General features: G+C 66.2%; 11 protein-coding genes and 6 pseudogenes. 7 read left to right on the forward strand and 10 right to left on the reverse strand.

Going from position 1 to position 15,516, the window contains the following annotated elements:
• Positions 1–27: 27 nt before the first annotated feature.
• The 3 genes and pseudogenes from mreD to mreB form a co-directional block, all read right to left on the reverse strand.
• Entirely contained in the window at positions 28–516 is a 489-nt protein-coding gene (gene mreD, locus BAY1663_RS15885; RefSeq protein WP_037042612.1) for a rod shape-determining protein MreD, read from the reverse strand.
• Positions 513–1,438: pseudogene (mreC, locus tag BAY1663_RS15890) on the reverse strand (rod shape-determining protein MreC). The gene mreD and the pseudogene mreC overlap by 4 nt, the downstream one beginning before the upstream one ends.
• Positions 1,439–1,645: 207 nt before the next feature.
• Positions 1,646–2,682, reverse strand: a pseudogene (gene mreB, locus BAY1663_RS15895) (rod shape-determining protein MreB).
• A gap of 313 nt (positions 2,683–2,995) precedes the next feature.
• On the opposite strand from mreB, the gene gatC reads away from it, so the two are divergent.
• From gatC to BAY1663_RS15925, 6 genes and pseudogenes are all read left to right on the forward strand, one after another.
• Positions 2,996–3,283, forward strand: coding sequence for an Asp-tRNA(Asn)/Glu-tRNA(Gln) amidotransferase subunit GatC (gene gatC / locus BAY1663_RS15900; protein ID WP_037042614.1), 288 nt, complete (start codon positions 2,996–2,998; stop codon positions 3,281–3,283).
• 14 nt (positions 3,284–3,297) lie between these two features.
• Positions 3,298–4,748: pseudogene (gene gatA / locus BAY1663_RS15905) on the forward strand (Asp-tRNA(Asn)/Glu-tRNA(Gln) amidotransferase subunit GatA).
• A 13-nt stretch (positions 4,749–4,761) separates the two neighbouring features.
• Positions 4,762–6,210, forward strand: a complete 1,449-nt coding sequence (gene gatB, locus BAY1663_RS15910; RefSeq protein ID WP_037042615.1) for an Asp-tRNA(Asn)/Glu-tRNA(Gln) amidotransferase subunit GatB — start codon at positions 4,762–4,764, stop codon at positions 6,208–6,210.
• A gap of 159 nt (positions 6,211–6,369) precedes the next feature.
• Complete coding sequence (locus tag BAY1663_RS15915) at positions 6,370–6,774, forward strand: septal ring lytic transglycosylase RlpA family protein (RefSeq protein WP_037042617.1); 405 nt, start codon at positions 6,370–6,372, stop codon at positions 6,772–6,774.
• A 79-nt stretch (positions 6,775–6,853) separates the two neighbouring features.
• Entirely contained in the window at positions 6,854–7,939 is a 1,086-nt protein-coding gene (locus BAY1663_RS15920) for a calcium/sodium antiporter (RefSeq protein WP_037042619.1), read from the forward strand.
• Positions 7,940–7,973: 34 nt separating this feature from the next.
• Entirely contained in the window at positions 7,974–9,059 is a 1,086-nt protein-coding gene (locus BAY1663_RS15925) for a calcium/sodium antiporter (RefSeq protein WP_037042622.1), read from the forward strand.
• Between the two features lie 66 nt (positions 9,060–9,125).
• On the opposite strand, the gene BAY1663_RS15930 is transcribed toward BAY1663_RS15925, so the two are convergent.
• The 6 genes and pseudogenes from BAY1663_RS15930 to BAY1663_RS15955 all read right to left on the reverse strand — a co-directional run bounded on the left by BAY1663_RS15930 (position 9,126) and on the right by BAY1663_RS15955 (position 14,049).
• Positions 9,126–9,551, reverse strand: coding sequence for a polymer-forming cytoskeletal protein (locus BAY1663_RS15930; protein WP_037042624.1), 426 nt, complete (start codon positions 9,549–9,551; stop codon positions 9,126–9,128).
• A gap of 18 nt (positions 9,552–9,569) precedes the next feature.
• Positions 9,570–9,926 (reverse strand): hypothetical protein, encoded by a 357-nt coding sequence (locus BAY1663_RS15935; protein WP_037042627.1) that lies wholly within the window; start codon positions 9,924–9,926, stop codon positions 9,570–9,572.
• Positions 9,907–10,879: pseudogene (locus tag BAY1663_RS15940) on the reverse strand (M23 family metallopeptidase). The gene BAY1663_RS15935 and the pseudogene BAY1663_RS15940 overlap by 20 nt, the downstream one beginning before the upstream one ends.
• Positions 10,880–11,003: 124 nt before the next feature.
• Positions 11,004–11,945, reverse strand: coding sequence for an AEC family transporter (locus BAY1663_RS15945; protein WP_037042629.1), 942 nt, complete (start codon positions 11,943–11,945; stop codon positions 11,004–11,006).
• Between the two features lie 257 nt (positions 11,946–12,202).
• Positions 12,203–12,762 (reverse strand): annotated as a pseudogene (locus BAY1663_RS15950) (response regulator transcription factor).
• 33 nt (positions 12,763–12,795) lie between these two features.
• Positions 12,796–14,049, reverse strand: a complete 1,254-nt coding sequence (locus BAY1663_RS15955) for an ATP-binding protein (RefSeq protein ID WP_037042630.1) — start codon at positions 14,047–14,049, stop codon at positions 12,796–12,798.
• Positions 14,050–14,202: 153 nt separating this feature from the next.
• Between BAY1663_RS15955 and BAY1663_RS15960 the strand changes: the two genes are divergently transcribed.
• Entirely contained in the window at positions 14,203–14,907 is a 705-nt protein-coding gene (locus BAY1663_RS15960; RefSeq protein WP_037042631.1) for an SIMPL domain-containing protein, read from the forward strand.
• Between the two features lie 145 nt (positions 14,908–15,052).
• Here the strand turns inward: BAY1663_RS15960 and BAY1663_RS15965 are convergent.
• Positions 15,053–15,516, reverse strand: a pseudogene (locus tag BAY1663_RS15965) (allophanate hydrolase); the annotation flags it as partial.

The following is a 15,516-nucleotide window of genomic DNA, read 5'->3' on the forward strand; positions in this document are numbered from 1 at the left end:
GGCATCAGGACGGAACGTCCGTGCCCCTCAGTAGACGGCGAAGCGCCGACGCGCCCACTGCAGCGCCACGAAGACCCAGGGCCAGAGCAGCGCGCTGATGGGCACCGGCACCAGGAACAGCAGGGTCGGCGGACGGTTGCCCGTCAAGGTGTTGAGCCAGAGCTGGACCAGTTGCGCCAGGCCGAGGATCACCAGCAATACCATGCTCTGCTGCCACAACGGGAACATGCGCAGGCGCTGCTGCAGACTCAAGACCAGGAAGGCGACCAGGATCAGTGGCAGCCCGCTCTGCCCGAACAGCGTGCCGGCCAGTACATCCTGTGCCAGCCCGAAACAGAACGCGGCCCCCAGCCCACCACGATGCGGCAGGGTCAGCGACCAGTAGGCGATGACCAGCCCCAGCCACAGCGGCCGGCCCAGTTCGGCACTGCCGGGCATCGGCGCCACGCTGAGCAGCAGGGCGAGCGTCAGGCTGAGCCAGATCACCCAGCCGTTGTTGGGGCGCCCGCCGATCATGGCCGCGCCCCCGCATCCGCAGCCGGTTGCCCGGCTTGTTCGGCATCGTTGCCGGCTGGCGGTTGCTGCTCCTGGCCGGTTTCCTCGGAGGCCTGGCGGTCCGCGTCGGCCTGCGCTTCGGCGGCCGCGGCGGCGCGCTCCTCGGGGCTGCGCGAATCGCTGAAGACCAGCATCAGGTAACGGCTACGGTTGAGCATTGCCGTCGGCACCGCGCGCACGATGGCGAACGGCTGGCCGGAGCCATGCACCACTTCGGTCACCTGTGCCACCGGATAACCGCTGGGAAAACGCTGGCCGAGCCCGGAGCTGACCAATAGATCGCCGACCTTGATGTCCGCGCTCTCCGCCACGTGGCGCAGCTCGAGATAGTCCGGGCTGCCGGTGCCCACGGCGATGGCGCGCAGGCCGTTGCGGTTGACCTGCACCGGAATGCTGTGGGTCACGTCGGTGAGCAGCAGGACCCGGGCGGCGTAGGGCAGCACCTCGACCACCTGCCCCATCAGCCGCTGGCGTCGAGCACCGGCTGGCCGAGGAACACGCCGTCCTTGGCGCCCTTGTCGATCAGGATGCGATGGGTGAAGGGGTTCGGGTCGAGGCCGATCAGCTCGGCGACGAGCACCCGGTCGTCGACCAGTGCCGACGAGTTGAGCAGCTCGCGCAGGCGCACGTTCTGCTCGGTGAGCATGGCCAGCTTCTGCAGACGCCGCTGCATCAGCAGCGCTTCGGCCTTGAGCTTCTCGTTCTCGGCCATCAGGCTGCTGCTGCTGGCGATCTGCTCGGTGGCGCCTTTCCAGATGCGCACCGGCATGTCCGCCAGCCAGTAGAACGGCGTCAGCACCAGGCCCATCTGGCTGCGTACCGTTTTCAGCGCGTCGAAGCGTGCATCGACCACCATCAGCGCGACACAAAGCACGACGAGCACCAGCAGGCGCACACCGAGCAAAGGTCCCTTGGCAAATAGCGGCTTGATTGCGACTACCTCACGGCTGATGATTTCGGAAGACTGAACGCGACAAGCCGAAAGCCGGTGCGAACCGGGCTTTCGGCTTGTCTAGGGGCTGTTGATGTTGCGGCGCGGGCCGCGTTGCGGCGAAACGCCAACAGCCCCCAGGAGCTTACCGCCTGGAGCTCACTCAGTGGACAGCAGGTCCATGGCGTGACGATCCATCATCTCCAGGGCGCGACCACCGCCACGAGCGACGCAGGTCAGCGGCTCCTCGGCGACGATCACCGGCAGGCCGGTCTCCTGCGCCAGCAGCTTGTCCAGGTCACGCAGCAGCGCGCCACCACCGGTGAGCACCAGGCCACGCTCGGCGATGTCGGAGGCCAGCTCCGGCGGCGATTGTTCGAGCGCGCTCTTGACCGCCTGGACGATGGTCGCCAGCGACTCCTGCAGCGCTTCGAGCACTTCGTTGGAGTTCAGGGTGAAGCTGCGCGGTACGCCTTCGGCCAGATTGCGGCCGCGAACGTCCACTTCGCGAAGCTCGCCACCCGGGAAGGCGGTGCCGATCTCCTGCTTGATGCGCTCGGCGGTCGATTCGCCGATCAGGCTGCCATAGTTGCGCCGTACATAAGTCACGATGGATTCGTCGAAACGATCGCCACCGACCCGCACGGACTCGGCATAGACCACGCCGTTGAGGGAGATCAGCGCGATCTCGGTGGTACCGCCACCGATGTCGACGACCATCGAGCCACGCGCCTCGTCCACCGGCAGGCCGGCGCCGATGGCGGCGGCCATCGGCTCCTCGATCAGGAATACTTCGCGGGCACCGGCACCCAGCGCCGATTCGCGAATGGCGCGGCGCTCGACCTGGGTCGACTTGCACGGCACGCAGATCAGCACGCGCGGGCTAGGCTGCAGGAAGCTGTTCTCGTGAACCTTGTTGATGAAGTACTGCAGCATCTTCTCGCAGACGCTGAAGTCGGCGATCACGCCATCCTTCATCGGGCGGATCGCATTGATGTTGCCCGGGGTACGGCCCAGCATGCGCTTGGCCTCGGTGCCCACGGCCACCACGCTTTTCTGATTGCCGTGGCTACGAATGGCGACCACCGACGGCTCGTCGAGAACGATACCGCGATCGCGCACATAAATAAGGGTATTGGCAGTGCCAGGTCGATCGACAGATCACTGGAAAACATGCCACGCAGTTTCTTGAACATGGGAAAAGGGCCCTGGGGCAAACGCGTGGGGAAAAAAGTGCCGCAAACTCTAACAATGGTGCGAACTTAGGGCAAGGCGCGAGTCCGTCGAGGACGCTTCAGACGTGAGCCATTGCGCGCTTGGCGGCACTGCGCGGCAGTTCGCCCCATCCCCGGGCACCATGGCCACGCTACCGGGAAACGCCCCGGACATGTAAGATTGACGGCTTTTCCGGGCTCGAACGCCCATTGCCGCGGCTCGACATTGCCGCCCTCGCGCTCCGCTCGACCGACGCAAGGGCCGCCCCGATTCGCTTTCCGCTGGAGATATCCGATGGCGCTTGAACGCACCGAGGTGGAAAAGATCGCTCACCTGGCCCGCCTGGGCCTGGCTGAAGCCGACCTGCCCCGCACCACCGAGACCCTCAACAATATCCTCGGCCTGATCGACCGCATGCAGGCGGTCGACACCAGCGGCATCGAGCCGCTGGCCCACCCACTGGAAACCACCCAGCGCCTGCGCGCCGACGTGGTCACCGAGCGCAACCAGCGCGACGCCTACCAGGCGATCGCCCCGGCCGTGGAAGACGGCCTGTACCTGGTCCCGCGGGTGATCGAGTGATGAAGGACACCGCCATGCACAACCTGACGCTTGCCGAAATCGCCCGCAACCTCGCCGAGAAGCGCTTCTCCGCCGAGGAGCTGACCCACACCCTGCTGGCGCGCATTCAGCAGCTCGATCCGCAGCTCAACAGCTTCATCAGCGTCACCGAGGAACTGGCCCTCGCCCAGGCCAGGGCCGCCGACGCCCGCCGCGCCGCCGGCGAGGACGGCGCGCTGCTGGGTGCGCCAATCGGTCACAAGGACCTGTTCTGCACCCAGGGCATCCGCACCAGTTGCGGCTCGCGGATTCTCGACGCCTTCAAGGCGCCCTACGACGCCACCGTCGTGGAACGGCTCGCCGCCGCCGGCACCGTCACCCTCGGCAAGCTGAACATGGACGAGTTCGCCATGGGCTCGGCCAACGAGTCCAGCTACTACGGCCCGGTGAAGAATCCCTGGGACCCGACCGCGTGCCCGGCGGCTCCTCCGGTGGCTCCGCCGCCGCCATCGCCGCGCGCCTGATCCCGGCTGCCACCGGCACCGACACCGGCGGCTCGATCCGCCAGCCGGCGGCGCTGACCAACCTCACCGGCCTCAAGCCCACCTACGGCCGGGTGTCACGCTGGGGCATGGTCGCCTATGCCTCCAGCCTCGACCAGGGCGGCCCCATGGCGCGCACCGCCGAAGATTGCGCATTGCTGCTGGGCGCCATGGCCGGCTTCGATCCGAAGGACTCCACCAGCGTCGAACAGCCGCTGGACGACTACCTCGCCGCACTGAGCCAGCCACTCGCCGGCCTGCGCATCGGCCTGCCGAAGGAATACTTCGGCGCCGGTCTCGACCCGAAGATCGCCGATGCGGTGATGCAAGTGGTCGAAGAACTGAAGAAGCTCGGCGCCACGGTGAAGGACATCAGCCTGCCGAACATGCAACACGCGATCCCTTCCTACTATGTGATCGCGCCGGCCGAGGCCTCCTCCAACCTCTCGCGTTTCGATGGCGTGCGCTTCGGCTACCGCTGCGAGAACCCCGTGGACCTCACCGACCTCTACAAGCGCTCGCGCGCCGAAGGCTTCGGCGACGAGGTCAAGCGGCGCATCATGGTTGGCACCTACGCGCTGTCGGCCGGCTACTACGACGCCTACTACCTCAAGGCACAGAAGATCCGCCGGCTGATCAAGAACGACTTCGTCGGCGCTTTCGAGGACGTCGACCTGATCCTCGGCCCGACCACGCCGAACCTGGCCTGGAAGCTCGGCGAGAAGAACGCCGACCCGGTTTCCGCCTATCTGGAAGACATCTACACCATCACCGCCAACCTCGCCGGCATCCCCGGCCTGTCGATGCCGGCCGGCTTCATCGACGGCCTGCCGGTGGGCGTGCAACTGCTCGCCCCGTATTTCCAGGAGGCGCGCCTGCTCAACGTGGCGCACCAATACCAGCAGGTCAGCGATTGGCACCTGCGCGCCCCGGCCGGATTCTGAGGAGACCGAACAGATGCAATGGGAAACCGTGATCGGGCTGGAAATCCACGCACAGCTCGCCACCCAGTCGAAGATCTTTTCCGGCAGCGCCACCACCTTCGGCGCCGAGCCCAACACCCAGGCCAGCCTGGTCGACCTCGGCATGCCCGGCACCCTGCCGGTGCTCAACGCCGAAGCGGTGCGCATGGCCTGCAAGTTCGGCCTGGCGATCGACGCCGTGATCGCCGAGAAGAACGTCTTCGCGCGCAAGAACTACTTTTACCCGGACCTGCCCAAGGGCTACCAGACCAGCCAGATGGACCACCCCATCGTCGGCAAGGGCCACCTGGACATCACCCTGGAAGACGGCAGCACGCGACGCATCGGCATCACCCGCGCGCACCTGGAAGAGGACGCCGGCAAGAGCCTGCATGAAGACTTCCACGGCATGAGCGGCATCGACCTCAATCGCGCCGGCACGCCGCTGCTGGAAATCGTCTCCGAGCCGGATATCCGCTCGGCCAAGGAGGCGGTCGCCTACGTCAAGGCGATTCACGCGCTGGTGCGCTATCTGGGCATCTGCGATGGCAACATGGCCGAGGGCTCGCTGCGCTGCGACTGCAACGTCTCGGTGCGACCGAAGGGCCAGGCCGCGTTCGGCACCCGCGCCGAGATCAAGAACGTCAACTCCTTCCGTTTCATCGAGAAGGCGATCAACCACGAGGTGCAGCGCCAGATCGAACTGATCGAGGACGGCGGCACGGTGGTGCAGGAGACCCGCCTGTACGATCCGAACAAGGACGAGACGCGCTCGATGCGCAGCAAGGAAGAAGCCAACGACTACCGCTACTTCCCCTGCCCCGACCTGCTGCCGGTGGTGATCGAGCAGAGCTTCCTCGACGAAGTGCGCGCCAGCCTGCCGGAGCTGCCTGTGCAGAAGCGCGAGCGCTTCGAGCGCGAGTTCGGCCTGTCGGCCTACGACGCCACGGTACTGGCGGCCAGCCGCGAAATGGCCGACTACTTCGAGGCGGTGCAGCAGGTCTGCGGCGATGCCAAGCTGTCCGCCAACTGGGTGATGGGCGAGCTGTCCAGCCTGCTCAACAAGGACAACCTGGACATCGAGCAGTCGCCGGTTTCCGCCGAGCAACTGGGCGGGATGATCCAGCGCATCAAGGACAACACCATCAGCGGCAAGATTGCCAAGATGGTCTTCGAGGCACTGGCCGCCGGCGAAGGCGCGACGGCCGACGAGATCATCGAGAAGAAGGGCCTCAAGCAGGTCACCGACTCCGGCGCGATCGAGGCGATGCTCGACGAGGTACTCGCGGCCAACGCCGAGCAGGTCGAACAATACCGCGCCAGCGACGAAGCCAAGCGCGGCAAGATGTTCGGCTTCTTCGTCGGCCAGGCGATGAAGGCGTCCAAGGGCAAGGCCAACCCCGGCCAGGTGAACCAACTGCTGAAGAAAAAGCTCGAAGGCTAAGAGCCTGGCGCCCGTGCGGTGGAGCACACGCTCTGCCGCGGGCACCATCCCTTGCCGTCCCGTCCGCTCCATCCACCGCTGAGCACATACCCTATTCTCGGGACGCTGCTGCGGGCTTCCTTCGGCCCGTCAGCGATTGGTCCAACGGAAGGATTGCCCATGCGTCAAATCCCGCTTCTCGTTCTCCTGCTCCTGGCCCTGCTGGCAGGCGGCTGTGCCGAGCGCCAGCCGGCACCACCCGCCGCCACGCCCCCTCCGTCCCGCCAGGAAGGCTTCACCCAGAGCGGCAAGGCCTCCTATTACGCGCGCATGCACCATGGCAAGCGCACCGCCAACGGGGAAACCCATGACCAGAACGCCCTCGTCGCCGCCCACCGCAGCCTGCCGTTCGGCACCCGGGTCCGCGTCACCAACCTGAACAACGGCAAGCAGGTGGTGGTACGCATCAACGATCGCGGCCCGTTCCGCCGGGGCCGCATCATCGACCTCTCGCGCGCCGCCGCCAGGCAACTGGACATGCTGAACGCCGGCGTGGCCCGCGTGCGCATCGAAACCCTCCCATGAGCCTTAGCATGACCTCAGCCACCACCCTTCCCGCGTCCATGAGCGCACCCGTTCCCTCCCAAACCCCGGAAGCCGCCGCATGTCGCTGATGACCTTCGCCTACCTGATCGGCGGCCTGGTGCTGCTGGTGGCCGGTGCCGAAGTGCTGGTACGCGGCGCGGCCGAGCTGGCCGGACGCTTCGGCATCCCGCCGCTGATCATCGGCCTGACCATAGTCGCCTTCGGCACCAGCGCCCCGGAAACGGCGGTCAGCGTGCAGGCTTCCCTGAGCGGCAGCGGCGATATTGCCGTGGGCAACGTGATTGGCAGCAACATCGCCAACATCCTGCTGATCCTCGGGCTCTGCGCGGCGGTCGCGCCGCTGCTGGTGTCGCGCCAGCTGATCCGTCTCGACGTGCCGGTGATGATCGGCGCCGGGCTGCTCTGCTACGCCCTGACCTGGAACGGCCGCATCAGCCGCCTCGACGGCATCCTGCTGCTGGCCTGCCTGATCGGCTATACGGTGTTCCTGATCGTCGCCAGCCTGCGCGAGAAGGCCGTGCCGGTGGCCGACGAGTTCGCCGCCGAGTTCGGCTCGGCTGGCAGCGACAAGCCGTTCGCCTGGGTATTCCAGCTGCTGCTGATCCTGCTCGGCCTCGGCCTGCTGGTGGGCGGCTCGAACCTGCTGATCGAAGGTGCCGTGGCGCTGGCCCGCGCGCTGGGCCTGTCGGAGCTGATCATCGGCCTGACGGTCGTGGCCGTCGGCACCTCGCTGCCGGAACTGGCCACCTCGCTGCTGGCGGTGCTCCGGGGCGAGCGCGACATTGCCGTGGGCAATGTGATCGGCAGCTGCATCTTCAACCTGCTGCTGGTACTCGGCGCAGGGGCGGTGGTGGCCAGCGAAGGCCTGTCGATCTCGCCGAATGCGCGCTCGTTCGACTTCCCCATCATGCTCACGGTGTTCGTCGCCTGCCTGCCGATCTTCTTCTCCGGCTACTGCATCCGCCGCTGGGAGGGCCTGCTGTTCTTCGCCTATTACGTGGCCTACACCCTGTACCTGGTGATGTTCGCCACCGGCCTCGGGGCGATCCACCTGCTGCGCGATGCGATGCTCTGGTTCGCCTTCCCCTTGACGGCCATCACGCTTTTGGTGATCTTCCTGCGCGCCTGGCAGCGCCAGCGCTAAGCCCTCTATTTCGTCCCTTCTGGAGCATCGCATCGTGACCCTGATGACTTTCGTCTATCTCCTCGCCGGCCTGGTCCTGCTCGTTGCCGGCGCCGAGGTACTGGTGCGCGGCGCCGCCAGGCTCGCCGCCCAGTTCGGCATCTCGCCGCTGGTCATCGGCCTCACCGTGGTCGCCTTCGGCACCAGCGCTCCGGAAACGGCGGTCAGTGTGCAGGCTTCGTTCAATGGCAGCGGCGACATCGCCATCGGCAACGTGCTGGGCAGCAATATCGCCAACGTCCTGCTGATCCTCGGCATGACCGCCCTGGTCGCGCCGCTGGTGGTGTCGCGCCAGCTTATCCGCCTCGACGTACCGATCATGATCGGCGCCAGCCTGGCCGTGCTCGCGCTGGCCTGGGATGGCCAGCTCAGCCGGCTGGACGGCGCACTGCTGTTCGCCGCCGTGGTGGCCTATACCCTGTTCCTGATCATCAGCAGCCGCCGCGAGAAGGCCGCCGGAGCGGACGACGAGTTCGCCAAGGAGTTCGGCCTGGATCAGCCGGTCAAGCCCCATGCCGGCCTGATCAACGCCAGCCTGGTGATCGTCGGCCTGGTGCTGCTGGTGCTGGGCTCCAACTTCCTGGTCGAGGGGGCCGTGGCGCTGGCCCGTGCACTGGGTCTTTCGGAACTGGTGATCGGCCTGACCGTGATCGCCATCGGCACCTCGCTGCCGGAGCTGGCCACCTCGATCCTCGCCGCCTTCCGTGGCGAACGCGATATCGCCGTCGGCAACATCGTCGGCAGCAACATCTTCAACTTGCTCTGCGTGCTCGGGCTGGCGGCGCTGGTATCGCCCGCGGCGATCGCCGTATCGCCCAATGCACTGGCCTTCGACTTCCCGGTGATGATCGCCGTTGCGCTGGCCTGCCTGCCGATCTTCTTCGCCGGCTACAGCATCAACCGCTGGGAAGGCCTGCTGTTCCTCGCCTACTACCTGGCCTACACCCTGTATCTGGTATTGGCCAGCACTGGCCGGCCGTTCGCCCAGACCTTCGGTGACGCCATGCTCGGCTACGCGTTGCCGTTGACCGCGGTCACCCTGCTGGTGATCAGTGCCCGCGCCTGGAAGAGGCAGCGCTGAAAATCCGGCGGCGCGTCTGTCAGGGGCCGCGCCGGGCAAGGCCGATCGTCCCGGCGCGCGCCTGACTCAGCCCTCGCGGACCTGCGGCCGCGGCAATTCGAAGACCTGTGCGGTCTCCTCCTCATCGCCCATCCGGCTGAGCATGCCATCGACCACGGCGCCGTTCTCCATGCTCAGCTGGCGGTAGCGGATGTTGCCGCGCACCCGCGCGTTGGAATGCAGCTCGAGCAGGTGCTCGACCACCAGGTCGCCCACGATGGTGCCGTCGATCAACGCATCGTAGCTGCTGACATTGCCTTCGATCCGCCCTTCGGCGCTCAAGGCCAGGAGGCTGTGGGTTCCCGGCTTGTGGCAGACGTCGCCCTGCACCGCGCCGATGATCTTGAGCCCCTCCTCGAACTGCATGTCGCCAACCAGCGACACATTGCCGGAGATCAGGCTCGAGAACTGTTCGATGGTGACGCGCGATACCTGCTTCTTCTTGCTGAACATCACTACTCCAAAAGGTCGTTAACGGGCTTTCTTCTGTTGCCGGAAGAACGCCAGGTCTGTTTGCAATCGTTCGATTTGCGCGGACAACTGGGCGCTGCGCTTGAGCAGCTGGGCCTGCGTCGCCTCGGCTTCCTGGCGCTGCAACCGGCCCCGCTCGAGTGCGTCCTGAAGCGCCAGGTTCTCGGCGAGCAACCCCGCGACCCGCTGCTCATGCGCGGCGTTTTCATGGTCACGCAGGAACAGCAGCGCGGCGATCAGGCAGAGCAGCACGGCGATGCCCCAGCGCCAGGGCCGGGCAGGGCGAACGGCCAGCAGCCGATGCTCGGCGCGCACCAGCTCGCGGGTCGAAGGTTTCCTAGTCTTCAGCCTGAGCATCGCCCACCCGCTCCAGATCACCAAGGGCGAGGAAGCGCTGCGGATCGACGAACCGCCCCTTGTGCAGCACTTCGAAATGAAGATGCGGACCGGTGGAGCGCCCGGTGGAGCCCACCGCGCCGATCCGCTGCTCGGGCGTGACCACATCCCCGGCCCGCACATGCAGCCGCGACAGATGGGCGTAGCGGGTCACCAGCCGGTTGCCGTGATCGATCTCGACCAGATTGCCGTATGCGCCACGATAGCCGGCGAAGCGAACCCGGCCGCCGGCCGCGGCCAGCACATCCGAGCCGGTTCTCAACGCGAAATCCACCCCCGAATGGAAGGCCAGCTGCTTCCTGAACGTCGATGCGGTTGCCGTAGGCCGATCCCAGGCGCGCCTCCCCCACGGGCCGGCGGGAGGGAATCGCCATGAGCGCCGCGTTGCGTTCGGCCACGCGCTGCATCATCTCGTCCAGCACCAAGCGGATGCAGCGTGCCGATGTCACGGTGTGCTGCAGATCGTCCAGCGATACGCTGTCGCCATCCAGCAATTCGCCCGAACAGCCCTGCGGCGCCAGCAGCACGCCGCCCTGCCCCGCGCTGTCACGCGGCGCCGGCACCAGCGATGGCAGCAGGGTCGGGTCGAGGGCAGAGAGTTGCCCGCTCAGGATACGGTGCTCGTTCATCATCTGCTGCAGCGCGAGCACGTCGGACTCCAGCGACTTCAGCCGGCCGACCACCTCGCCGACCCGCGCGATGGCGAAACGCCCTTCGCCGTCCGGTTCCGGCTCGTCGAGAGACGCGGGAACCTGCCGTCCCCCCAGGTCGCGCCCGAGCCAGACGCCACCGACGAAGGCACCGAGATTCAGGCTCAGCAACAGCGCCAGGCCCGGAACGAGCACGCGCCGCAGACTGACGACGCGGGCGGTATCGCGCGTCAACGAACGGCTCGAAGGTGAAAAAAACGACATCATCCCAATCCCCAGCAAACAAAGACGGCTACCCCGCTCGTGGCCGAAGCAATTTGACGGGAAACGGGTAATTTTTTCTGAGGCCTATTGAACGATTACGACCATTGCATGAGCTTTCTTAAATCTAAAGCCATCCCAGCCAGCCAAGCAGGAAGAGCCCGGCATTGATGCTCACCGCAGCCATCAATGTCGTGATCACGATGATGGTGGCGGCCAACTGGTGGTTGGCATTCACCGCACGCGCCATGACGAAGCTGGCCGCGGCCGTCGGGCTGGCGAAGTAGAGGAACAGAATGCCCAGCTCCGCGCCCTGGAAGCCGCAGGCCCAAGCCCCCAGCGTGGCGATCGCGGGCAGCCAGACCATTTTCATCAGGCTCGAGCTCAGCGCACTGCCACTGCTCTCGCGCAGCGCCGCCAGCGATAGTGTGGCGCCGATGCAGATCAGCGCCAGCGGCAAGGTCATCTGCGCGAAATACTGGCCGGAGGTCATCAGCCAGCCCGGCAGCGCAATCTGCCAGTACGCGAACGGCATGGCCGTAACCACACCGATGATCAGCGGATTGCGCAGAATGCTCGCGAGGATCGCCGTCGCACTGGTCCGCCCGTCGGGGCTATAGATGGCCAGGATCATGGCCGACAGGCTGTTGTAGACCAGGATCACCACCCCAGCCAGCACACTGCCGAGAGACAGCCCGTAGTCGCCATACAGGCTGCCGGCCAATGCCAGGCCGACGATACCGTTGTTGCCGCGAAAGGCCCCCTGCACGTAGACCCCGCGATCCTCGGGCGGGCAACGCCAGATCGCCCAGCACCAGGCCAGGATGAAGGTTGCGATGGTCGCCAGCACGAAGTAACCGAGCAATGCCGGCTGCAGCGCAGCATCCAGGTCGGCCTTGAGGATCGAGATGAACAGCAGGGTCGGCATGGTGCCCTTGAACACCAGCGCCGAGGCCGTCTGGATGAAGGCCGCATCGATCCAGCCAACGCGCTTGAGCGCCACGCCGAGAAACAGCATGGCGAATACCGGAGCGGTGATGCTCAGGGTCTGCAGGACGACGGAAAGCATGGACGAACCTGGGAATGAAGAGGCCGCCCTATGTTAACCGTAGACAAGCCCTAAGCTGGAAACCGGAGCCAGTCCAGGGCGGCTTTTTATCGCGCTTGCCCCAATTGCAGGTTGCTCGAAGTGTCGATGTCGAGGTGTTCCGAACGCCCGTAGGAGCGGGCCATGCGCGCAAAGCTTTGCGCACAGAAAGATTCGCGGGCATGGCCCGCTCCTACAGGGGTACGTCTCTTCGCAACAGCCAACTCAGACAGAGGCTTTTATCGCCTGACCGGCCGCTTCTGCAGTTTGCGCTGCAAGGTGCGGCGATGCATGCCCAGCGCGCGAGCCGTGGCGGAGATATTGCCGTCGTGCTCGCTCAGCACCCGCTGGATGTGCTCCCACTGCAGCCGATCGACCGACATCGGGTTTTCCGGCACCAGGCTGTCCAGATCGGCGTGCTGGGACAGCAGTGCCGCCAGCACGTCGTCGGCATCGGCGGGCTTGCACAGGTAGTTGCAAGCGCCGCGCTTGATCGCCTCCACCGCGGTGGCGATGCTCGAGTAGCCGGTCAGGATCAGCACCCGCATCTCCGGGTCCAGCTCGAGCAGCTTGGGCAGCAGCACCAGGCCGGAATCACCCTCCATCTTCAGGTCGAGCACCGCATAGTCGGGGATGTCCTGCTTGGCCAGCATCAGCCTTCTTCGGCCGAACCGGCAATACTGACCTGCAGCCCACGGCGGCTCATGGCGCGCGCCATGACGCGGGTGAACGTCGGGTCGTCATCCACCAACAGCAGATGAGGTTGTTCTTCACCCTCTTGCTGCAATTCGTCGGTCATCTGTGCATTCCTCGCATTGGGTCACGATCAGGATCAGGCGCGAACCGAACCATGCGGCAAGCGCAGTTCGGTCAGTGTGCCACCGTCCTCGTGATTGTAGAGCTTCACTGTGCCGCCGGCGCGCGTCACGCTGGCCTGGCTGAGAAACAGGCCAAGACCGAAGCCTTTGCCCTTGGTGGTGATGAACGGCCTGCCGATTTGCTCGGCGATGGCCAAGGGTACACCGGCGCCATGGTCGCGGATGGTCAACTTGACCCACTGGGCGTCCCAGTCGAGACGGATATCGAGATCCTCGGGGCTGGCGTCGGTGGCGTTGTTCAGCAGGTTGAGCAACGACTGGCTGAGATCCGCCGGCGGCATCAGGCGGGGCGCGCTGCCGCGGCCGATGCACTGGAAGCGATAGGTCGCCTCCGGACGCATCAGGTGCCAGCGCTGCAGCACCGACTCGACCCACTCACGCGCGGTCTGCTCGACGATCGCCTGGCGACGATCGGCCTCGGCGGCACGCACCAGCTGGCGCAGGCTTTCCTTGCACAGCTGGACCTGCGACTGCAGCAAGCCGAGGTCCTCGTTCAGCTGCGGCTCCTTGTATTCCTGGCGCAACTCCTTGAGCAGCACGCTCATGGTCGCCAGCGGGGTGCCCAGCTCATGGGCCGCACCGGCCGCCTGCGTGGCCACGGCCAGCAGTTGCTGGTCGCGCATGCTTTCCTCGCGCCGCTGCGCCTGCTGTTGTTCCTGGCGGCGCAGTTGCTCGGCCATGCGCGCGACGAAGAAGGTGATCAGCGCCGCCGCCAGGGCGAAGCTCAGCCACATGCCGTAGACCTGCAGCGTGGCGCGCTCGAACGGCGGCAATGTCAGCGGGTCGTACCAGACCAGCATCAGCGTATAGCCCAGCAGCGCCAACCCGGACAGCACGATGGAGTACAGCCACGGCAGGGTCGCGGCGGCGATGGTCAGCGGCACCAGGTAATAGGAGACGAAGGGGTTGGTCGAACCACCGGAGTAATACAGCAGCGCGCTATGGACCAGCAGGTCGCCGGCCAGGTGCACCGCGTATTCCAGCTCGGTGACCGGCCAGGGGCCGCGCAGGCGCAGCGCGGTACCGAGGCAAAGAAGCGCCGACACCGCCAGGGTAACGCCCAGCGCCAGCCACGGCAGCGTCAGCAACTGAGTGGCATAGGCCAGCCCGACAGCACCGGATTGCGCCGCCAGGACGAGGATGCGGATGAGCGTCAGCAGCCGGAGGTTCTGGCGGCTGGCCGAAAGCAGCGGAACGGATGCGTACATGAAGTCTCCAACAATTCGCCGGAGTATAACCAAGCCGCTCCCGAGCCTGCCTGCAATGCGGCAACGCGCCGCACAGGAGGCTGCACACCTTCGCCGGGGAGGGTACAGTCTCGGTTTACGCACCGTCGTCGGTGCTCATACCAAGGAGCCATCATGCCCCATACCTTCTCCCGCGGCGCCGTCCTGCTGGCCTGCCTCGCAGCCGCCTGCAGCCTCCCCGCTGCAGCCGAACAACAGCACTACAACCAGGTCGCCCTGCGCGCCGAAGTCAGTAGCGAAGTCGCCCATGACCGCATGCACGTCACGCTCTACAGCGAGGCGCAACACAGCGACCCGGCCCAGCTCGCCGCCGAAACCACCCGCACGATCAACCAGGCGCTGCAGCGCGCGCGCCAGGAAAAGGCAGTGATCGTCAGCCAGGGCAGCCGCAGCAGCTATCCGGTCTACGAGGAAAAGGGCCAGAAGATCACCGCCTGGCGCGAGCGCGCCGAGCTGCGCCTGGAAAGCAGCGATTTCGCCAGCCTGTCCAAGCTGACCGCCGAACTGATGCAGAGCCTGAAGATGGGCGGCATGCACTTCAGCGTCTCCGATCCGATCCGCAAGCAGAACGAGGACGCCCTGCTCAAGGATGCGGTAACGGCCTTCCGCGCCCGTGCCCAGCTGGCCACCGAGGCCCTTGGCGGCACCGGCTACAAGCTGGTCAGCCTCAATCTCAACAGCGCCGGTTACCAACCGGTGATGCGCGGCGCGGCCATGAAGATGAACATGATGGATGCCGCGCCGGTACCGGAAATCGAAGCCGGCACCCGGCAGGTGACCGTCAATGCCGATGGCGTGATCGAAGTACAGATGCGCTAGGGTCTGGTGCTCCGAACATCGGGCAGGCCTGCGGCCTGCAATCGCCGCGAGGGCGCGCCCACCGGGTCCGGTGTGCATCGATTGCTTTCGTGGGAGGCCCGACCTCGGGGCGATGCTTTTGAGCGTCGGGCGTGCCGCCAATCTCTCAGCCACGAAAGAAACGATAGAACTGCCGCAGTTCGGCCTGGACCTGCGCCCGCTCGACAGGCCGAAAGCCTAGCCGCTGATGCGCCGGGGACTGCGCCAGGCGCGGCAGGTCCAGTGGGTGCAACCAGCCCAGCAATGGATAGCCGCCCATGGTCTGGCGGTCGGCCATGAGCACGATCGGCTGGCCATCCGGCGGCACCTGGATGCTGCCGCCGACCACGCCTTGCGACCATTGCAGCGCCTCCGCCCGCAAGGGCTCGCCGCACAGCCGGGCGCCCATGCGGTCGGACTGCGGGCTCAACGCCCAACGCTGGTCGATGAAGCGCTGCCGCTCACGCGCGGCCAGGTCGCTCGAATCGAGCATTACCCGCAGGCACGGCTCGCATCGATAATCCGCTACGAACGCGGCGGGCACGCTGGCCGCCCCCGGCAAGCGGGCCGGCGGGCACGGCAGCCGGTCCC

The organism is Pseudomonas sp. BAY1663, from assembly GCF_000582595.1.
Classification (GTDB): Bacteria; Pseudomonadota; Gammaproteobacteria; order Pseudomonadales; family Pseudomonadaceae; genus Stutzerimonas; species Stutzerimonas stutzeri_AF.